The organism is Pseudofrancisella aestuarii, from assembly GCF_003574475.2.
Taxonomy (GTDB): domain Bacteria; phylum Pseudomonadota; class Gammaproteobacteria; order Francisellales; family Francisellaceae; genus Francisella; species Francisella aestuarii.
On sequence record NZ_QLIS02000003.1, the window covers coordinates 160,185 to 181,665 of the forward strand.

Consider the following 21,481-nt stretch of genomic DNA (forward strand, 5'->3'; position numbering starts at 1 on the left):
TCTACTAAAACTATAAAAACAAAGAAACTAAAAATACTTGTCTAATATCTCTGATAAATCCTGTTTAATTTCCTCTAACGAATTACTTGCATCTATTTGAAAAGCATTATCATTTTCTTTAACTAAATTCTGAAACACTTTTCTAGCTCTATCAAAAAACTCTAAACCTGCTTTTTCTATTCTATCAGGAGAACCAACTTTTCCAGCTCTTGCTAAGCCTACAGCTGGATCAATATCTAAATAAATAACAATATCTGGCTCACATTCGCTCAGAAAAGTTTTATTTAACGATTCTATTTTTTCAAACCCTAGCTGCCTTCCTCCACCTTGATAAGCGAGACTAGACCAATAGAACCTATCTGAAACAACGGTCACCCCATTATTTAAGCTTGGCTTTATAAGAGCTTCAACATGCTGAATTCTACTAGCATACATTAGAAGCAGCTCAGTATCCGAAGCAACCAGCTCATCATCATATTCTCTAAGAGCTAATCCTCTTATTTCTTCAGCAACTTTTGTACCACCTGGCTCTCTTGTGAAAACTGCCTTACAAGACTTCTTCTCAAAATATTCTTTTATAAATCCTATGGCTGTACTTTTTCCAGCTCCATCAAGACCTTCTATAACTATAAAAAGTGGTTTCATATAAAATCCCCTAAACAAAAACTCCAACTATAACCGCTGACAGAAGACTTACTAATGTTGCTCCATAAAGTATTTTCAAACTAAATTTGCTTACTTTTTCCACAGCCCCTTTATCTAAAGAGTAAATTGTTCCAACGATAATTCCAATAGAACTAAAATTAGCAAATGATACTAAAAACACAGAAATCACCGCCTGAGTATGTAATGATATTTCAGTCAAATGATCTTTCATCATAAGCATAGCGACAAACTCGTTAGATACTAACTTTGTTCCCATGAGTTTACCTGCAAATAACATCTCATTTGATGGAATATTTAAGGTCCATGCTATGGGATAAAAAACATACCCTAATAAATCCTGGAAACTAATTCCTATAATAAACTCAAAACATGAATTTAGAGTTGCAATTAATGCCATAAATCCTATTAGCATAGCAGCAATAACAGTGGCTATTTTAAAACCATCTATAATGTACTCACCTAAAACAATAAAAAAAGCTCTCTTACTATCGGTATCATAATCTATTTCTAACTCTTCATAAGAAGTTTCTTTTTTAAAGTCGTATGGATTTATAATATGTAAAACAAAGAATGTACTAAACATATTCATAATAATTGCTACACATACATACTTCGCATCGATCATCACCATGTATGAACCTAAAATAGATAGAGACACCGTAGACATAGCTGTAGCAGTCATAGTGTATAAAACATTAGGTGATAAATGCCCAAGAATATTTTTATATGCTATAAAATTTTCAGCCTGACCCAAAGTCAATGAACTTACAGCATTAAATGATTCTAACTTCCCCATTCCACTAACTTTTGATAATAGATACCCAACTCCTCTAATAATTAAAGGTAGAATTTTTAAATACTGTAAAATACCTATTAATGCAGAAATAAAAACTATCGGCATCAAAACATTCAAGAATAATACGAAGCCATTATCTTTATTTTTATCAATATTACCGAATACAAATGAAATACCAACCTGAGCTTTATCTATCAAAAAGCTAAAGGCATTGGTAACTCCTTTCATTATCAAAACTCCAATATGCGATTCTAAAAGAACTCCACATAGGATTAGCTGAATGAACAATAAAATAAATAACCATCTGTACTTTATATTTTTTCTATCTGAACTAAATGCAAAAGCTAAAATAAAGACTAGAAAAACTCCCAATAAAAAGAAAAAAATTCTTTCTATCATTTAAAAACCCTTAAACAACAAATCCAACAACACAAGCAGATAAGAAACTTACTAACACAGCCCCATATAATATCTTCAAACTAAACTTTGCAACCTTAACCGAAGCTTCTTTACTAAGAGCCTGTATTGCTCCAATAATAATTCCAATAGAACTAAAATTAGCAAATGATACTAAAAACACAGATAAAACAGCCGTTGAATGCTCTGTTAATTCTTTAGCATGGCCACTCATCATTTGCATAGCGACAAATTCGTTAGTAACCATCTTAGTTCCCATAATCTTACCTGCTAGTAAAAGTTCATTATTATTAATATTCAAAACCCAAGCAAATGGATAAAATATATAACCCAATATATCTCTAAAAGTAATACCAAATATACTACTAAAAATACTATCCACTAAATGTAGTAATGCTATAAAACCTATTAGCATAGCACATACTATGATAGCCACTTTAAAACCATCTAATATATATTCAGCAAGCATTTCAAAGAAGTCTTGTTTTTCCTCTTCAAATTGTTCATGAAGCTTGTCATAGCTAATCTCTTCAGACTTTTCATATGGATTTATAATAGTCAAAACAAAGAAAGTACCAAACATATTCATAACCATTGCAACACAAACATATTTTGGCTCAAGTAATGACATATATGCTCCAGCCACAGCTAAAGATACCGTAGACATTGCTGTAGCAGCCATAGTATATAAAACATTAGATGGTAGATGGCCAATAATCTTTTTATAATTTATAAAGTTTTCTGATTGCCCAACTGCTAAAGAACTTACCGCATTAAAAGATTCTAACTTCCCCATTCCGGTAACTTTTGATAAAATCCAACCTATACCTTTTATGATCAATGGCAATATTTTAAAATACTGTAAAATACCTATGATTGCTGAAACCAGAACTATTGGCATCCCAACATTAAAGAAGAATATAAAACCATTTTTATTCATATCTGTAAGACTACCAAATATAAATTCAGAACCATCATGAGCACAATCTAATAGATGCTCAAAACCTTCCGATATTTTACTAATAATAGTAACTCCAATATCTGAGCGAAGTAAGAAAGCTGCTAGGCCTAATTGAACAAGTAAAATTATAAGTAAATATTTATATTTAATTCCTTTTCTATTACTACTCCAAGCAAAAGCTAAGATAAAAACAGAGATAATTCCTAATAAAAAAAACATAAATTTTACAAACATCTCACACCCAGTACATAAAAATGACACAAACTGGATAAATTCTACTAAAAATAAATATCTTTTTGGGATTTTTTTAGAATTTTTAAAAAGTATTAGTAGCTATTATTAGTTTTCTGAGTGTTTAAAATATTATCTAGCAAGCCGCTTACGCCTAATCTAAATGTTTTGGGATTAATATAGCTTTTAGAAATTATACTTTCTGCTAAGTTTATATAGCAAACTGCTTGATCATAATCTCTAATTCCACCAGATGCCTTGAAACCAACCGCCCTATTTGCTTTAGCAATAGTTTGCAAAATAACCTCAGCAGCTTCCAAAGTAGCTCCAACTTTTGTTTTCCCAGTAGATGTTTTAACAAAGTCTGCTCCATTATCAATAGCATCCTGAGTAGCTTTAAGAATTAGCTCTTTACTCTCTAGCTCTCCAGACTCAATAATAATTTTCAACACTTTATTGCCACAAACTTTTTTTACTTCAGATATAATTTCGCAAGATTTTGCTGAAGATCCTTGTACGTTATATTCCTTATAGTCTATAACTAAATCGATTTCATCTGCGCCTAAAGCTAATGCCTGTTTAGTTTCTGCTAATACGCTTTGCAAATTAGCTTCACCTCTAGGAAAATTTATAACTGTTGCAACTTCAAATTCATCAAATAGTTTTTCTTTAACTAGCTCAATAAATTGTTTATGAACACATATTGCAGCAACTCTTCCAAGTTTATTTTCTGCTTTCGAACAAAGTTTTATAATATCTTGCTCACAGTCATCATCACCTAACAAAGTTAAATCCATTAGAGAAACTATTTTTTCTTTACTAACCATTTTGACCTTTACTTAAAAATTGATTTGCCATTCTCTAGAACATCTAAGCCAAGATAATCAGCTATACTTTGACCAATATCTGCAAATGTGTCTCTAATCCCTATACATTCACTCTCAATATTTTTACCCCAAAGTAAAAATGGAATATGTTCCCTTGTATGATCACTGCCCGGCCAAGTGGGATCACAACCATGATCTGCTGCCATAATAACTATAGTATCTTCATCAAGAATTTCATCTAGTTCTGGTAACCTTGAGTCTAAATACTCTAAAGCTTTACCATATCCCTTAGGGTCTCTTCTATGTCCAAAACTTGAGTCAAAATCAACAAAATTAGTAAATATTAAACTATTTGCTGGTGCTGTTTTATACTCTTGTACCGTTTTATCAAATAATTCTTCGAGACCTGTAGCTTTGACTTTTTTAGTTATACCTTGATTTGCATAAATATCAGCTATTTTACCAATTGAAACCACATTCCCACCAGCTTTCTTTAGCTTATCCAAAAGCGTAGGAGCAGGAGGTAAAATAGAAAAATCTCTTCTATTCCCAGTACGTGTATATTCATCTGCACACTCTCCAATAAAAGGACGTGCAATAACTCTACCCACACACATACCCAATTCATCTAAAACTTCTCTAGCTATCTTACAAATTTCTAACAATCTGTCTAAACCATAATAATCTTCATGCGCAGCTACTTGGAATACACTATCTGCAGATGTATAAATTATTGGACTTTTTGTTATACAGCTTTCACAACCAAGTCTTTTTAAAACCTCTGTCCCTGAAGCATGTCCAGCGTCAATAAAACCTTCGGTAAGGTTAGCTCTCTCAACCCAAAGATCTATAAATTTTTTATCAAAATAGCTTCCACCTTCTTCTTTAGGAGAAAAATAATACCAATCAAACATTACTGGCACACCAGCTATTTCCCAGTGTCCACTAGGAGTATCTTTACCTTTACTTACCTCTGTACAACTACCATATTTAGAATTTATAACGGCATCATTCCCATCTGTTATATCTAATGACAACTCTTTACCACTACTTAATTCAGCAGCTTTCTTTAAGCCTTTTTTTGATAGATTAGGCAAACTCAAAGACAAACCATTATTTTTAAAATAATCAACTATATGTCCAAAAGTATCAGATCCTACATCTCCAAATTTATCAGCATCAGGAGCATGCCCAATACCAAAAGAATCGAATATTAAGATTATTACTTTTTTATTTTTTAACATTTCATTCACCTACAGAATTATTTAAATAAGCCGTTCTAATACCTCTTAAAATCAAATCAGGAGATATCACATCAAAAATACCTTCATCTTTAAACAAATGTGAGAAACCGCCTGTAGCAATTGTTAAAACATCTGAATCACCAAGTTCTTTTATCATTCTAGCTTTTATTTCTTTTATCGCTCCTAAATGGCCAAAGTATAATCCTGATCTAATATTTGTAGTAGTATCATACCCTGTTGCCTTACCCGCCTTAGCTATAGTAATTGATGAAAGTTGTGATGCTCCAGCACATAATGCATTTAATGATAGCTTCATGCCTGGCAATATTGCGCCACTCAGATACTCTCTATTTTTAGTAACCATATCAAGAGTTGTTGCTGTTCCCAAATCAATAACAAGCAAATTCTTATTTGGATAATCTTCTACCGCTCCTATACAACTTGCAATTCTATCAGCACCAACTTGATGAGCCTCAACATTTGACATATCAAGCTTTAACTTCACATCCATATTTACAAAAAATGCTTTTTGCTTGAAGTATTTAATAATAGCTGAGCCTAAAGAATAATTAATATGAGGAACAACGGAAGAAATAGCACATCCTTTAATATCCAGAGGATTTATATCATTTTCTCTAAGAGCTTGCCTTAAAAAAACACCTATTTGGTCTGAAGTAGAGTCAACTGATGATGTTGCATATCTAAGTTGGCCAATAATTTTATCTTTGTCAAAAATCCCTATATGTATATGTGAATTCCCAACATCCATTACTAATAACATAATAACCTCTTAATGGGCTTGCTCCCAGTTATCACCAATATCAACATTTACCTCTAGTGGCACACTTAAAGTGACAACCTGTTCCATAATGTTTTTTATTTCTAGCGCTAAAGTTTCTGCTTTTTCTTTTCTTACTTCAAACACTAGTTCATCATGAACTTGCATTATCATTCTTATATCTTGATTATACTTACTAACCAAGTCTTTTTTAACTGCAATCATAGCTTTTTTTATAATATCTGCGGCTGTACCTTGCATAGGAGCATTTATTGCAGCTCGTTCTGCAGCATTCCTTTGAGGGACATTTCGTGAATTAATTTCAGGTAAATATAATCTTCTACCCAAAATGGTCTCAACATATCCATTTTTCTTAGCAAAATCCTTTGCCTGTTGCATATACTCTTTTACTGCTGGATATCTATTAAAATATATATCTATATAATTCTGAGCTTCTGATCTAGAAACTTCTAATTGCTTAGCTAAACCAAAAGCGCTCATTCCATAAATTAGTCCAAAATTTACTGCCTTTGCTCTTCTTCTTTGCTCTGAGGTGACTTCTTTTATATCAATATCTAAAGTCTCGGCTGCAGTCGCGATATGAATATCTAAACCTTGATTAAATGCTTTTAAAAGATTTTTATCTTTAGAAAGATCTGCCATTATCCTAAGCTCAATCTGAGAGTAGTCTGCAGCAACTATATAGAACCCTTCTTCTGCTACAAACGCTTCCCTAATTTTTCTACCTTGCGGACTTCTAATTGGTATATTCTGCAAATTTGGATCTGAAGATGACAGTCTTCCTGTTACCGTACCAGTCTGATTATATGAAGTATGCACTCTACTATTAGAATCAACCATTTTAGGTAGCTTTTCTGCATACGTGTTTTTTAACTTAGATAAATGCCTATACTCCATTATTAATCTAGCAACTTCATACTCTTCAGCTAATTGTTGTAAAACCTCTTCAGAAGTTGATGCCTGTCCTCCTGAAGTTTTTTTGACCGCTGGTAAATTCATTTTCTCAAACAGTATTTCTCTAAGCTGCACAGGCGATGACAGATTAAACTCTTGGTCGCACAGAATAAAACACTCTTTCTCTAGCTCATCAATCTTAGATTGTAGATCGTAACTTTGTTGTTCTAACTTCTCAACGTCAATTTTTACACCAAGCTTTTCCATCTCATTTAATATAAGTAATAAAGGCATTTCCACATCTTTATATAACTTATATAAAACATCTTCTTTCTTTAGCTTTTCAAGAAAATGATTGCATAGCCTAAAAGTAATATCAGCATCTTCTGCTGCATATTCAGAAACTATTTCTATTTCTATACAGTCTAGAGTTTGTTGCTTTTTGCCAGTTCCTGCAATACTAGTATATGGAATCGGCTCTATTTCTAAGTTTTCTTTTGACAGACTATCCATATCATGTCTTCCAGTACTTTTAAGAACGTATGCCATAATCATCGTATCATGTATGTCGCCACATATCTGGATACCATACTTTGATAAAACTTTTTCATCAAATTTAAAATTATGTGCTATTTTTTTAGAATCATTTGCAAATATAGGCTTTAACTTATCTAAAACAAAATCTAATGATAATTGTTGAGGAACACCTAAATACCTATGCTGTAACGGGATATACGCTGCATTTCCCTCTTCATAACAAAAAGACATTCCAACAAGTGCTGCTTCTTTAGTATCTAGAGAATCAGTCTCAGTATCAAAAGCAAAAACTTCCACAGTTGAAAGTTTCTCAACTAGCCTATCAAGGTCTTCTTCTAAAAGAATTGTTTTATAGCTTTTAACAACCTCTTTCTTAGGAGTATCTTTTACTTCAAACTCTTTTAATAACGAATTAAACTCATATCTCTTAAAAGCTTCTTGTAAATATTCTTTATCTACTTGCTTGCGTTTTAAAGTCTCTAAACTTAATGGTACGTTTAAGTCACACTTGATTGTTGCCAATTCATATGAAAGTCTTAATAATTCAATATTATTTCTAAGATTATCACCAACTTTTCCTTTTATCTCATCCTGATGAGCAATAACACCTTCTATATCATTATAGCTTTGCAACCATTTTACTGCTGTCTTTGGACCAACATTTGGCACACCTGGAATATTATCTGAAGAATCTCCCATAAGCGCTAAATAGTCTATAATTTGTTCTGGTGTTACTCCGAACTTCTCAATCACCTTAGCTGGATCTGTAACAATATCTTTCATAGAATCAAAAAGCACAACTCTATCCGTAACAAGCTGAGCCATATCTTTATCACCTGTCACGATAACAACTTCAAAATCATCTTTAAAGTTTCTAGCTAAAGTTCCTATTACATCATCTGCTTCAACATTTTTTTCAACAATTAGTGGAAAACCCATCTTCTCTATAATTTCAAGAAGTGGCTTAATTTGGACTCTTAACTCATCATCCATCCTTTTTCTATTTGCCTTATAGTCAGCAAACATATCATGGCGAAAGCTTTTACCTTCAGCATCAAAAACAACAACTATATAATCTGTTTGATACTTTTGAGTTAGTTTTTTTAACATGTTTATTACACCAAGGATAGCTCCTGTAGGCTCTCCCTGACTATTACTAAGAAATGGTAAGGCGTGATATGCTCTAAATAAATAAGATGAGCCATCTACTAATATTATTTTTTCCACAAGAGATACGAATTAATTTAATTGCGTTGTAAATACTAATATATATACAAATGTATATCAAACAAAGCTTATATACTAAACCCAATTTTTTCAAAACAAAGTTCTACAGAAATGTCTAAATACCACCAGTTTTCTTTTGCAAAATCTTTACATTTGACAGCATCTTTATAGGTCATAACTATTACATCATCACCATCAAACTCTATAAAATCACTCTCTTTAAATTTATAATGATCTTTAAATATTTTTCTTTTAGTAACAACTACGCCAAGCTCCTCTAAAGAGTTAAAAAACTTTTGTGGATTACCTATACCTACGATAGCTGTTAAATTAATTCTATTAAATTCGCTTAAGCTTTTTCTTTCGCCTGTTTTTATATTGATAAATTCTTTAGGAATAATTTTTGTGAAGAGAATATTTTTATTAAACTCTTGTAATAGCTTTTTATCTTCATCTTTACAGTTTCCAATAGCTATAACCGCATCAACCTCTTTTATTCTGTCAATTGACTCTCTAAGAGGTCCTGCTGGAAAAGTTAATCCATTTCCAAACATTCTACTTGCATCAACAACTACCAGCTCATAATCTCTAGCAATTTTATAATGCTGTAATCCGTCATCAGAGATTATCACATCAATATTTGAGTATTTTTCTTCTATGAATTTTATAGCTCTAGCTCTATTTGCATCTATTATTATTGGAACTTTTCCTTGCAAAGCATCATGCATCATACATGGTTCATCACCACATTGTGATGGTTTAGTATTTTCATCAACCTCAAAAGGATAAGTATCTGCTTTAGCCCCATATCCCCTACTAATAATAGCTGGCTTCTTACCTTCTGCAAGAAAATACTCACTTAAAGCTCTAACTACTGGTGTCTTACCTGTTCCACCAACAGAAATGTTTCCAACAATTATAATAGGAATTTTTGATTTATATTGTTTTTCTTGGAGATTTTTTTTTCTATGTGATGCTATTTTTGAGAAAATATAAGAAGCTGGCTCAAGTATAGCTGATAGTATTGTTTTTTTTCTTGAGTACCAGTGCTTCTCAATCATTTTTTACTCTAGACCAGACTGATATAACCTACTATACAATCCACCATTTTTTATAAGTTCCTCATGTTTTCCACACTCAACAACTTTACCATCATCCATCACTACTATTTTGTCAGCATTTTCAACTGTACTTAATCTATGAGCTATAACAATCGTAGTTCTAGAGTCTGTGAGATTTTCCAGTGCTTGCTGAACTACCCTTTCAGACTCATTATCTAACGCACTTGTAGCTTCATCAAATATTATTACTGGAGCATCTTTCAATAAAGCTCTAGCAATTGATATTCTTTGTCTTTGTCCACCTGAAAGTTTAGAACCATTATTACCTATACTCGTATGCATCCCCTCAGGTAAAGTAGCTACAAACTCTAAAGCATTAGCTTTTTCTAGAGCTTTCAAGACCTCTTCTTCAGACACATCTCTATCAAGACCAAAGGCAACATTGTTGTAAACTGTATCATCAAACAAATGAACATTCTGAGAAACCATTGATAAGTGAGATCTTAGGTCTTTTAGTGTTAACTCTTTTGTATCAACACCATCCAAAAATATTTCACCTTCATCTTGTATATAAAATCTAGATATTATACTTGTAAGAGTTGTTTTCCCAGACCCTGATTTACCAACAAAAGCAACCGTCTCACCCGAATTAATATCAACATTAACGCTATCAAGAACCTTTCTATCTCCAAAAGAAAAAGATAGGTTTTTAATACTAACTTTACCTTCTGACTTAGTAAGTTTTTTTGTTCCTGTTTCTTTTTCAGCAGGATAATCTAATATATAAAATATATCTTCTGTTGCAGCCACAGCTTTTTGTATGACAACATTAACTTTAGTTAAATTCTTTATAGGTTTTAATACTGCTGCAGCTGCAGCAAAAAACGAAGCAAAAGACCCTGCTGTTAACCACGATGAACCATTTTCGTTTGTTCCAAAAATTGCTATTGTAAACAAAGAAAGGGCTAAAACTAATGAAGCTATTATTTGTATAATTGGAGATGTCAAAGCATCTAAGGCAATTGTCCTAATTTGTTGAGAATATGTATAATCAAGATTTTTAAAGAATTTTTTCTGTTGCTTTTCTTGAGCGCCAAATATTCTTATTTCTTTATAGTTCCTAAGCGTTTCTTCAGCAGCATGTGTAACATTTCCCATAGAAAACTGAGTATTCCTACTCAAAGATCTAAACTTTTTATTTATCAAACTTATGAATAAACCTAAGAAAGGGCCTACTATAATTAAAAATAAGGACAACTGCCAGCTTGAAATAACCATTACTATAATAAGCCCTATAACAAATGTACCATCTTGAACAACTGTTATAATAGCTGTAGTAGTTGCTTCTGTAACCTGATCAACATTATATAAAAGTCTAGAAATGATTTGTCCTGATGAGTGTTTATCAAAAAAACTAGCTGGTAGATCCATAAATCTTTTATAAATATCTTTTCTAAACTTATAAACTACTTTCTGACCTAAAGAACCTATAAAGTATTGAGATAGAAATGAACCAATAGATCGTAAAAACAAAAGACCCACCATTCCAAGTCCCATAAGCATTAAAACGCTTGCACTTTGTTTAGTTATATCTCCTCCAGCACCAAATCCATAGTTCAGTATAGGATTTATCAAATAAATCATAGAGGCATCTGCAGCTGAAAAGAATACACTCCCCAATGCAGCTATAGCTAAAAACCACCAAAGGTGTTTAACCTGATAAATAAGCCTTTTATAAAGAGTAGTTACTTTTTCTTTACTAGCAACACCGCCACTAAAATCATTCGTTGGAGAAGACTTAATATCTATTTTATCTATAGAGTTTGACATATTTGTAAAAAATAGACCTATTATAAAAATACAACTGGAACTAATTATACACTTTTTTATGCTAACATAAAGTTTAAGAAAGTTATTATCATATCTTATTCACATGAAAATCTACTTAGTTGGTGGAGCCGTTAGGGATATTCTTCTAGATATAGCTCCAAAAGACAAAGATTGGGTTGTGATTGGCACAAACGAAAAAGAAATGCTTGCCTTAGGATTTAAAAAAGTTGGATCCAGTTTTCCTGTATTTATTCATCCGGACACTAAAGAAGAATATGCATTAGCTAGAAAAGAAAAAAAAATAGGAAAGGGTTACTACGGGTTTGAAACAACATTTGACAAAAGCGTAACTCTAGAGGATGACTTACTAAGACGAGACTTAACTATTAACTCCATTGCCATGACCGACAAAGGAGAAATAATAGATCCTTTTAATGGAGCACAAGATATTAAAAAAAGGATTCTACGTCATACTAGTTTAGCATTTACAGAAGATTCCTTGCGAGTTATAAGGATAGCAAGATTTAAAGCTCAACTATCCGATTTCAATTTTAAGATCGCTAAAGAAACTGAAGAACTCTGTATAAAAATAGCTAATTCTGGAGAGCTTATTGACATAAAGAAAGAAAGGATAAATATCGAATTCATAAAATCCTTAAAAAACCCAAAAATATTTTTTAACTCTCTTAAAACTCTACATGGCTTAGAAATTCTTTTCCCACTCATTAGGCAGCAGTTTTCTAAATTGCCAAGAAAAATCTTTTTTATTTCGGACACATATCAAAAAAGTAATATAGAAACGAAAATAGCTTTAACTTTTTTTTCTTTTGCACCTAAAGATATAAATAAATTAAAGACTGAGCTTTGCTTAACAAATAATCAGTCAAAAATTATTCATGCTACTTGTTGTTTATTTCAAATAAGTAAAACGGTAAGTCATGATGAAATACTTTTCCTACTAAAACAATCAAATATATTGCGTAACAATATTCTTTTACAGAAAACAAAAATCATTATGGGCAAATTAAAAGAACTCAAAAACTTAAATAACTTAGAAGACAAAATAAACTCTACTTTTGAAACCATTTCTGAGTTACTAAAATTAAATTATAGTGACGCCTTCTCAAAAACATCCCATACAGATAAAAATATGCTAGCTAAAACCCTGCAGCTGAATATTATAAAAAAACATTTTAAATTATGATACAATCACAAACTACTAAATGTTTGAGCAATATACCTTATAAGAGTTATCAAATATATGAGAATTTTTTTAGATAAGCCTTTTCTAACAAACGTAATAATATGTACTTTTGTTGAGCTAATAGTTATATGCCTTGCACTCACATTAAATTTAACCCCTTGTCCACTATGCATATTACAACAACTATGCCTAATTGGTATTCTTGCACTAAGCATTGTCGGGCTATTTAAATTCAAAAAATACTGGTTTATAACTCTAACCATAGTACTTATTCTATCTATTTTAGGCATATATTTTTCTGGTGCTCAAGTATACTTACAATACTTTTCACCATCTAAGAATATTGCAGCCTGTGATACAGTAACTAACTCTTTCATTATAGACGCAGTAACCTCTGTATCAGGTTCAACAAGTAGTTGTTCAGCAACTTTGGAAGAAATTCCCGGACTATCTTTAGCTTCTTATAGTTTAATTGTATTTATATTAATTAGTTGCTTAAACATAGTCTCATTTTTAAGAAAAATATTTAATAATTCGAAGGAATCATAGATGTCTGAGAAAACAAAAGCTTTTTTATACAAAATTAAAGATAAATGGAATAAATTTTACGAAAAAGTTAAATCTAAAAAAATATATTACGCCTCTTTTGTAGTTGCCGTGCTTTTTATAGCTTGGTATTTTTTAGGATCTCTAGGCTTAACCGTTGCTTTAATTTACTTTATACAAAAAATTAATTTTGTAAAAAGACAATTCTTAAAATTAAAGCAAAACCGACAAGCTGCCGGCATAACTATTGCTGTAACTACAGCTATAATGTTTGGCTTAGTGTTTGGTTTTTCACAGCTAGTAAAATCAATGATAAAACAAGGCATGGCCTCTTATGTACCTCAGCCAACTGCTGTAACTTCAGTTTTAGTAAAAGAGCAAGACTGGCAACCAATTATAAATACAATAGGTGAAGCTCAAGCTATTCAATCAACAGCTATTTCCTCTCAGTCTGGTGGTATAATCAGCGAAATTGCTTTCAGAAGTGGGCAAGAAGTTAAGAAAGGCGATCTACTCTTCAAACTTGATACTAGCCAGTTAGAAGCGAGCTTAGAAGAAGCTCAAGCCAATCTAAAGCTGGCTAAGATCACAGATGAGCGATATAAGAAACTTGTTGCTCAACGTGCTACATCTAAAGAATCAGCGGATAAAGCAAATGCTGATTACCTTTCAGCAAAAGCTCAAGTTGATAACATACGCTCACAAATTGCATTTAAAGTCATAAGAGCTCCTTTTGATGGAAGAATTGGTATAAGAAACATAAACTTAGGGCAATATTTTAATAATGGTGATAATGCTGCAACACTTACGACCATATCGCCTATATTTATAACTTTCCCAATCCCTCAGAACAAAGTTAACCTTATAAAGGTAGGTGATGTTATCAGCTTCTACTCTGATACATTCCAAAATGAAACTTTTGAAGCAAAAATAACTGCTGTAAACTCTTTTATTAATAGTTCAAATAGATCTATTATGGCTCAAGCAATTTATAAAAATAAAGATCACCGAATATTACCAGGTATGTTTGTAACTGTTCATATAAACCTACCAATAGAAAAAAATGCTATAGTTATCCCGAGAAATGCTATAAATTACAACCTTTATGGCGAATCTGTTTACACTTTGAAAACAGTTACTGATGATGATGGAAAACCTACAAAAGCATCTTATACATCTACAGCAGATGGAGGCATGAAAACGGTACAAACTGAAGATACTCTATATAAAGTTGGTCAAGATAATATAGCGGTTCTAGAAACTAAAGATAATCTTGCACTAGTATCTGGAGTAAAAGCAGGGGAAACAATAGTAACATCTGGTCAAAACAAAATAAGAAAAGGTGCAAAAGTTATCGTAAATAACTCTGTAGAACTAAGCAATGACATCTATAATGGAGATATTCAATAGTGGAAACAGAAGCTCCAAAAACTAATTTTATTAAAAAGCATTTTATAGACACTTTTATAAGAAGGCCTGTCCTATCCCTTTCTATAAGCTTTATGATAATAGTAATAGGGATAGGATCTTTTTTCACATTACAAATTAGGCAGTATCCTTACATTGATAGTGCAACAATAACTGTTACAACCAATTATCCTGGCGCTAGTCCAGCAAACATTCAAGCTTTTGTTACCAGACCAATTGAAAACTCTGTTGGTGCCGCAAAAGGTATTGATTACATGACTTCTTCGTCAGCATTAGGAACAAGTACCATAAATGTTTATGTAAAACTTGGGTACAACACAAATGACGTTTTATCTGAAGTAGTACAATATGTTAATGCTGTTATAAATAGATTACCTAAAGATGCTTATTCTCCATCTATACAAGTTAACCCAGCAGATGACTTCCCTTCTCTAATTTTTGCCTTTACAAGTGATGTCATGACTCCTCCAGATATCACAGCATATATAAACTCTGAGTTAACACCTAGGTTATTAGCCAAAGGTGGTTTATCTAAGGTCAGTGTTTGGGGTAATAAACCCTATGCTATGAGAATTTATCCCAACAAAGAGAAAATGGCTGAGTATGGTATAACTGCTACTGAACTTGCAGAAAGTATTGGCTCTAATAGCTTAATTGCAGCTGGTGGTGCTATACAAGGACCATATCTTAACTATGTCCTCAATCCTGAAACTAGTATGTCTACCGCTCAAGATTACAGAAACCTAATAGTTAAGAAATCTGAGACACAAATAATAAGACTAAAAGATGTAGCTAGAGTAGAATTAGGCGCACAAACTTATGATTCATCAGTGAAATTTGATGGTAAAACAGCTGTTTTAGCTGGCGCTGTTGTATCTCCTGATGCAAACCCTCTTACTGTTGTAGCTGCTCTTTTAGACGAACTCCCATCTATCAAAGAAGGGCTTCCAAATGGACTAAATGTTGATGTAGCATTCAATAGTACATTATATATTGAAAGCTCTATCGAAGAGGTCTTACATACGCTATTTGAAGCAGTAATTATTGTTTCTATTGTTATGTTCCTATTCTTAGGTTCTTTTAGAGCAGTAGTTGTTCCTATTATTGCTATTCCCCTATCTATCATAGGATCATTTTTCCTAATGAAGGTAATGGGATTCTCAGTAAATCTCTTAACTCTATTAGCTATGATTTTAGCTATTGGTCTGGTTGTAGATGATGCTATTGTTGTATTAGAAAATATTTATCGCCATATAGAAGAAGGAATGGAACCATTCCCTGCTGCCATTAAAGGAGCTAGAGAAATAGCTAATCCAGTTGTATTAATGACACTAACCTTAGTAGTAGTATATGCACCTATTGGTATGATGACAGGATTTACTGGGGCGTTATTTACTGAGTTTGCATACTCACTAGCCGGAGCCGTATTAATATCAGGTATAGTTGCTTATACACTTTCTCCAATGCTCTGTTCAAGAGTATTAAATAGAGAGATGCTTGACTCCAAATTAGTACATTATATAGATAGTTTCTTTACTAAGCTAACTGCCAAATACACTAGCATTCTAAAATTCGTATTAGAGGTTAAACCATCCATCGCAATAGTTGGTTTAATAGTAACAGCAAGTTGTTTCTTTATGATGCGAGACATTAAATCTGAACTTGCCCCAATAGAAGACCAAGGCTTTATAGCTATAATGGGATCTGCTCCATCTTCTGCTAACATAAACTACTTAAATACTTTTAGCAATCCTTTAGCTAAGATACTGACCAATATTGAAGGAGAGCAGAACACATTCATTTTAAATGGTGTAATGGGTTCAAACGTGATATTTGGTGGATTTATTATGAAACCTTGGGATGAGAGAACAATTCTACAACCCCAAGCCGCCCAAAAAATACAATCTGAAGTAACAAATGTTGCTGGAATACAGACTTACACATATCAAACGCCTTCCTTACCAGGGATCCCCAGAGGAGCTCCTATGACATTTGTTATTCAAGGAGTTACTGATTATGAGGCGATTTATGACATTGCCAATGATTTCATCGCTAAAATGATGAAAAGTGGTTTATTCGTTTTTGCTCAAAGTGATCTTAAGTTTGACAACCCTGTTACTGACATCAAGATTGATAGAGAAAAAGCAGGAAATCTAGGGCTTTCTATGAAAGATATTTCTAGCGTATTACAGTATAGTTACGCTGGTGGATATATTAACTATTTCTTCCGTTTAGGATATAGCTTCCAAGTTATTCCTCAGCTTCCTAGAATGGAAATGCTTACACAAGAACAGTTAGGAAGTATTTATTTAGACATAAAAACTCCTATAGAGAACATGTTTAACTCTCAAATCCCAATATCTGCTTTGGTTCAATTTAAAACGAAAGGTCAACCACTTACACTAAATACTTTCCAACAATTAAACTCTGCCACTATTTCAGCAGTTATGGCACCTGGAGTCACTCAGGGTCAAGCAGTAGATTATATGGAAGAATTATCAAAAGCAGAACTTCCAAATGGATTCTCATACAACTATTCTGGCTCCGTTAGACAGTATATAGAAAATGGTAACACGATGATGATTGCTTTCGCTTTTGCTATTATTCTTATTTTCTTAGCTCTATCTGCACAATTTGAAAGCTTTAGAGACTCTTTAGTTATCCTAGTTACAATTCCTATGGCTATATCAGGAGCGCTACTACCACTGTTCTTAGGTCAATATCTTGGGGCATCATGGGCTTCCCTGAATATTTATACTCAATTAGGATTAGTTACACTAATAGGATTGATATCTAAACAAGGTATTATGGTGGTTGAATTTGCAAATCATTTGCAGAAAGTTGAGAAACTAAACAAGTACGATGCCATAATAAAATCATCCTCTCAAAGATTAAGACCCATCCTTATGACAGTTTCAGCAATGGTTGTTGGTGTAATACCCCTCATATTCTCATCTGGTGCTGGTGCAGTAAGTAGAAACTGTATTGGGGTCGTTATATCAAGTGGATTAGTCGTAGGCGCAATATTCTCATTATTTGTTTTACCAGTTGTATATATGTACGTTGCTGAAGATAAATCTAAATTCCTAGAGAGAGAAAAAAGAGAAGATGAAATAATAGAAACTTTACAACAATCTGATCACTAATCCTCATTTACTTCTCGAATAAGATGCTATATATTGAAATTATCATAAATAATTTTGTATATTACTATGAATTCAGAATCACATTTACCAGACTCAAAATCACTTATGGCTCTAGCATGGGTTATTTGTCTAGTAACAACACTTTGCTATAGTTACGACTTCTTTATAAGAGCAGCTCCAGGAGTTATGGCAACAAACCTTAAAGATGCTTTTTCAATAAATGATACTCATCTTGGTTTTTTATCTTCAGCTTATTTTATTTCATATACTATAATGCAAATTCCAGCTGGAGTGATATTAGATAAATATAACCGAAGAGTAGTCATTAGTATTGCAACAGCACTATGTGTTTTAGGAAACTATCTCTTTTCAGCTACAGACTACTATGAGTTAGCTTTTTTTGGCAGAATACTTATGGGAATAGGCTCAGCATTTGGATTTATTGGCGCTGCTAAAATGGCTGCCATGTGGCTACCTCAAAGGTTTTTTGCAACCTTTATTGGTTTCACTACTGTTGTGGGAATTCTAGGCGGTCTTATGACTGATACTATTTTATCCTCTTTAGTACACAACTTTGGCTGGAAATCTGGAAATGCTGTATTTACATATATAGGGATCGGAATATTAGTCCTAGTTATCACTTTCGTACGAGACAATCCAAAACATGTAGAAAAATTTACTCATTTAAGTGAAGCAAATTTTAAAGAAACAATCTTTAAAGTCCTCAAAATCTTTGGAAACTCTAAATTTTGGGCAGCTAGCGTTATAGGTGCAATATTATTTATTCCCATAAATGTTCTAGGCTCGCTATGGGGTGTTGGACTCATCCAAGCAAAATTTGGTATAGATCAAGCTGGAGCAGCTGAGATAAATGGTTTCTTATTTATTGGATCTGCCGTAGGATTTGCAATAGCTGCAATTATAGCCTCTATGACAACTAGATTTCGCCTTATGCTTATAATAAGTATAACAGCATCAGTTACATTATTAGCTATGCTTTTATATCTTCCTTTAAATATACAAGCATTTACAATACTTTATATACTACTAGGCGTAGTTGCAGGCCCTCAAGCAGTAACATTTGCTATTGCAAAGGCAATATCTCCGAAAGGGACAGCTGGCTCGGCAACTGCTGGTGTGAATATGGTTAACAACCTTATACCTGTCTTTTTACTACCTTTAATTGGATATATATTGACTCACTATGGTACTTTAATGGTTCACACAAGCACTAAACTTGAAGTTTACACAATCTCTAGTTACCAAACAGCTCTAGATATGGTATTGGTTCTTCTATTAATCTGCTTACCTATTTCAATATTTATACCAAAAAATATAGAAGACAAATAAAGGCTATTTATTTTATCCAAAAATTTCTTAATTACTTACAAGAGCAGGCTATATCAAGAATCTCTGACAATCTTTCATCTGAGTCTGCTATAACTAATATCATAACTTTATTATTAGCTTCTAGATTTCCTATACAGGTAATAATAACGCCCTCTTTATCACCATAACTATAAGCAACACCTTTAGATTTCAAATAATTATGATAGTCATCTATAGTATATCCTTTCGGAACTAAAACATTATTATGACCAACCCAAGGCTTATATTCTCCATCTCTTAACTCATGTGCCAAGAAACCTGCATATATAGCACCTGTTTGACGAGCATTTACTTCTAAAACATATGGAATAATTTCTCCAGCAATTTCTCTTATAAGTAAATCAACTCCAACAACACCTCTTACTCCATGTTCTCTAAGAATTTCTGTCACTTCTGAACAAAGTTTTTGAACAGATGGATACTTTTCAAATTTTGATTTATATTTATTACCTAAATGAGTTTGACCATCTAACATTTGATCACTTAATCCCAAAGAAATATCATCTTCTTTCTTATCCGCAATACATATCTGGAAGGCTGGAGAGCCTAAATTATCAAGCCAAGGATCAATCATAAATATTTCGACCTTACTCATCAATTTTAAAACTTCTTTAAGTTCTTTTTCACTTTCAAATCTATGAATACCATATCCGGAACATGCTCTTGGCATAATAACTGCACATTCATAAATACCATGATTTTCATATTCTCTATATATTTCTAGAGATCTCTTTACATAATCTTCGCTAATTGTAGAAACTATATTAGTACTTGGAACTAATATACCCCTATCATGTAACATTTTTCTTAAGAAGGATTTATCATTAAGGAAAACAGATAAAGATGTACTTAAACCATATTCTTTACCATATCTAATTCCCATTAATTCTATTGATGTAGACGAAGTAAAAGGAACGATAGATACAAACTCCTTATCTTTGAACTCAGGAATTTGATCAGCATAATTCATTACTAAAGTAGAAAATCTATAATGCTGCAATATATCTTCTATAAAAATGAAATTATCTATAGATATATAGCCAAGGCCAATTTCTTTAAAGTATTTAACCATCTGTTCTACGACTTTCATGCTAGTCTTTGGTAATACAATCTTATGATCTTTTGCCAATAAACAAAGTGTTCTCGTTATATAGTTACTAACAAATGAGCTAACCAGATCTGCCCCATAAATATCTGTTGTATTAGGAATATGTATAGCTTTTTTACCCCACATTTTTTCAGATAATGTATTTGTTATTTTTGTTGTAGACATATCTCACCTCTTCTTTTTTCTTTTAACTGCATGTGGGCATCATAAATAGCTTTAGAGAAAATAGCTGTCATCTGATTTAATTTGACCTCATCTATTTCTAGTTTTGCTAAATCATAATCTGTGTCACTCGTTACTTTTTTTGACAAAAAGTCCTTAGGTAGATCTATACACACAGTACCAAGCTCACAAACTAAATAATGAGCAACTAAGTGCTCGGCTAATATATATGGTTTATCATATTGAATTTCTACACCTTGATCATGAAATTGTTTTGCTAAAGCATCTAGTAGTTCTTGATTTGCAAAAATACCATTACGATGATCTCCTGTAAAAAGCTCTGTTAATCGTAACTCCCCCTCTTTATGACTATCTCTGAACAACCTTATATACTCTTCTAAAGTATCTGGTGTCTCTATAATAGCTTCGGCATATCTTTCTTGAATAATATTTGGAGAGTATGTCGACATTGTATGCAAATCTATAGATACTGCATTATAGCTTTTCGCTATAGCTACAGCATGACAAAGGTGCTCCATATATCTATCGTAAAGCTTCAGCAACTCTGCTTTAAGTTTTGGGTGTTGATTATAATCTATTACGTTTCTCAAACAGTTTGGATATAATCTACCAGCGTCTAATATTGACCTAGGAAAAGATGGCTCTATTATTAAAGTTTTTAAATTAAATTTATTATAAAGAAATTTAGCTATCTCTTTAGCCAATTCTCTTGTACCAAAATCACACTCAATTTCTAGAAATTGCTCAAAAGCAACTTTATCAAGCTTTATTAATTCAGCAAATATAGGATAATCAAACTCTATAAAATCATGACCCAGCTCAGAATGGGGGCAAGTCAATAAAACATCAAATCTTAAATCACCATCAGAATAAAAATAAAAAGTAGCACTCTCGTGATATTTTACATACGACGGTTTATCTATCCAATTCACAAAAATATTAAGTTTAATTTAAAAATTATTATTGAAAATTATAACAACTATATAA

At 32.3% G+C, this 21,481-nt stretch carries 16 protein-coding genes; 5 read left to right on the forward strand and 11 right to left on the reverse strand.

Features of this window, described 5'->3' with window-relative positions:
• Window positions 1-27: 27 nt before the first annotated feature.
• From tmk to msbA, 9 genes are all read right to left on the reverse strand, one after another.
• The gene (gene tmk, locus DNK87_RS07670; RefSeq protein ID WP_119330985.1) at window positions 28-645 is read right to left on the reverse strand and encodes a dTMP kinase; all 618 of its coding nucleotides are present in this window, start codon (window positions 643-645) and stop codon (window positions 28-30) included.
• 10 nt (window positions 646-655) lie between these two features.
• Window positions 656-1,861, reverse strand: a complete 1,206-nt coding sequence (locus tag DNK87_RS07675; RefSeq protein WP_119330986.1) for a NupC/NupG family nucleoside CNT transporter — start codon at window positions 1,859-1,861, stop codon at window positions 656-658.
• 10 nt (window positions 1,862-1,871) lie between these two features.
• Complete coding sequence (locus DNK87_RS07680) at window positions 1,872-3,074, reverse strand: NupC/NupG family nucleoside CNT transporter (protein ID WP_119330987.1); 1,203 nt, start codon at window positions 3,072-3,074, stop codon at window positions 1,872-1,874.
• A 92-nt stretch (window positions 3,075-3,166) separates the two neighbouring features.
• Window positions 3,167-3,898 carry a deoxyribose-phosphate aldolase gene (gene deoC, locus DNK87_RS07685; protein ID WP_119330988.1) on the reverse strand — a complete coding sequence of 244 codons (732 nt, stop codon included), beginning with the start codon at window positions 3,896-3,898 and terminating at the stop codon, window positions 3,167-3,169.
• A gap of 8 nt (window positions 3,899-3,906) precedes the next feature.
• On the reverse strand, window positions 3,907-5,142 hold the full coding sequence (locus DNK87_RS07690) for a phosphopentomutase (protein WP_119330989.1): 1,236 nt from the start codon (window positions 5,140-5,142) through the stop codon (window positions 3,907-3,909).
• Window position 5,143: 1 nt separating this feature from the next.
• Window positions 5,144-5,923, reverse strand: a complete 780-nt coding sequence (locus tag DNK87_RS07695; RefSeq protein ID WP_119330990.1) for a type III pantothenate kinase — start codon at window positions 5,921-5,923, stop codon at window positions 5,144-5,146.
• 9 nt (window positions 5,924-5,932) lie between these two features.
• Window positions 5,933-8,599, reverse strand: a complete 2,667-nt coding sequence (gene polA / locus DNK87_RS07700) for a DNA polymerase I (protein ID WP_119330991.1) — start codon at window positions 8,597-8,599, stop codon at window positions 5,933-5,935.
• Window positions 8,600-8,667: 68 nt separating this feature from the next.
• On the reverse strand, window positions 8,668-9,660 hold the full coding sequence (lpxK, locus tag DNK87_RS07705) for a tetraacyldisaccharide 4'-kinase (RefSeq protein WP_119330992.1): 993 nt from the start codon (window positions 9,658-9,660) through the stop codon (window positions 8,668-8,670).
• 3 nt (window positions 9,661-9,663) lie between these two features.
• Window positions 9,664-11,490 carry a lipid A export permease/ATP-binding protein MsbA gene (gene msbA, locus DNK87_RS07710; RefSeq protein ID WP_119330993.1) on the reverse strand — a complete coding sequence of 609 codons (1,827 nt, stop codon included), beginning with the start codon at window positions 11,488-11,490 and terminating at the stop codon, window positions 9,664-9,666.
• 103 nt (window positions 11,491-11,593) lie between these two features.
• Between msbA and DNK87_RS07715 the strand changes: the two genes are divergently transcribed.
• From DNK87_RS07715 to DNK87_RS07735, 5 genes are all read left to right on the forward strand, one after another.
• Window positions 11,594-12,694, forward strand: a complete 1,101-nt coding sequence (locus DNK87_RS07715) for a tRNA nucleotidyltransferase/poly(A) polymerase-related protein (protein WP_119330994.1) — start codon at window positions 11,594-11,596, stop codon at window positions 12,692-12,694.
• 57 nt (window positions 12,695-12,751) lie between these two features.
• Window positions 12,752-13,243, forward strand: coding sequence for a disulfide bond formation protein B (locus DNK87_RS07720; RefSeq protein ID WP_119330995.1), 492 nt, complete (start codon window positions 12,752-12,754; stop codon window positions 13,241-13,243).
• Window positions 13,244-14,650 carry an efflux RND transporter periplasmic adaptor subunit gene (locus tag DNK87_RS07725; protein WP_119330996.1) on the forward strand — a complete coding sequence of 469 codons (1,407 nt, stop codon included), beginning with the start codon at window positions 13,244-13,246 and terminating at the stop codon, window positions 14,648-14,650.
• Window positions 14,651-14,694: 44 nt separating this feature from the next.
• The gene (locus DNK87_RS07730; RefSeq protein ID WP_119331216.1) at window positions 14,695-17,814 is read left to right on the forward strand and encodes an efflux RND transporter permease subunit; all 3,120 of its coding nucleotides are present in this window, start codon (window positions 14,695-14,697) and stop codon (window positions 17,812-17,814) included.
• Between the two features lie 66 nt (window positions 17,815-17,880).
• Entirely contained in the window at window positions 17,881-19,164 is a 1,284-nt protein-coding gene (locus DNK87_RS07735; protein ID WP_119330997.1) for an MFS transporter, read from the forward strand.
• Between the two features lie 31 nt (window positions 19,165-19,195).
• Here DNK87_RS07735 and DNK87_RS07740 read toward each other — a convergent pair whose 3' ends face one another.
• Together DNK87_RS07740 and DNK87_RS07750 are read right to left on the reverse strand one after the other, a co-directional pair.
• The gene (locus DNK87_RS07740; RefSeq protein ID WP_162523393.1) at window positions 19,196-20,476 is read right to left on the reverse strand and encodes an ATP-grasp domain-containing protein; all 1,281 of its coding nucleotides are present in this window, start codon (window positions 20,474-20,476) and stop codon (window positions 19,196-19,198) included.
• Window positions 20,458-21,426 carry a hypothetical protein gene (locus tag DNK87_RS07750; RefSeq protein ID WP_119330998.1) on the reverse strand — a complete coding sequence of 323 codons (969 nt, stop codon included), beginning with the start codon at window positions 21,424-21,426 and terminating at the stop codon, window positions 20,458-20,460. Before DNK87_RS07750 ends, DNK87_RS07740 begins: the two co-directional genes overlap by 19 nt.
• Window positions 21,427-21,481 lie beyond the last annotated feature (55 nt).

Coding starts and splice junctions, on each gene's coding strand:
- tmk (WP_119330985.1), bottom strand. CDS start 645: ATGAAACCACTTTTTATAGTTATAGAAGGTCTTGATGGAGCTGGAAAA.
- DNK87_RS07675 (WP_119330986.1), bottom strand. CDS start 1,861: ATGATAGAAAGAATTTTTTTCTTTTTATTGGGAGTTTTTCTAGTCTTT.
- DNK87_RS07680 (WP_119330987.1), bottom strand. CDS start 3,074: ATGTTTGTAAAATTTATGTTTTTTTTATTAGGAATTATCTCTGTTTTT.
- deoC (WP_119330988.1), bottom strand. CDS start 3,898: ATGGTTAGTAAAGAAAAAATAGTTTCTCTAATGGATTTAACTTTGTTA.
- DNK87_RS07690 (WP_119330989.1), bottom strand. CDS start 5,142: ATGTTAAAAAATAAAAAAGTAATAATCTTAATATTCGATTCTTTTGGT.
- DNK87_RS07695 (WP_119330990.1), bottom strand. CDS start 5,923: ATGTTATTAGTAATGGATGTTGGGAATTCACATATACATATAGGGATT.
- lpxK (WP_119330992.1), bottom strand. CDS start 9,660: ATGATTGAGAAGCACTGGTACTCAAGAAAAAAAACAATACTATCAGCT.
- msbA (WP_119330993.1), bottom strand. CDS start 11,490: ATGTCAAACTCTATAGATAAAATAGATATTAAGTCTTCTCCAACGAAT.
- DNK87_RS07715 (WP_119330994.1), top strand. CDS start 11,594: ATGAAAATCTACTTAGTTGGTGGAGCCGTTAGGGATATTCTTCTAGAT.
- DNK87_RS07720 (WP_119330995.1), top strand. CDS start 12,752: ATGAGAATTTTTTTAGATAAGCCTTTTCTAACAAACGTAATAATATGT.
- DNK87_RS07725 (WP_119330996.1), top strand. CDS start 13,244: ATGTCTGAGAAAACAAAAGCTTTTTTATACAAAATTAAAGATAAATGG.
- DNK87_RS07735 (WP_119330997.1), top strand. CDS start 17,881: ATGAATTCAGAATCACATTTACCAGACTCAAAATCACTTATGGCTCTA.
- DNK87_RS07740 (WP_162523393.1), bottom strand. CDS start 20,476: ATGTCTACAACAAAAATAACAAATACATTATCTGAAAAAATGTGGGGT.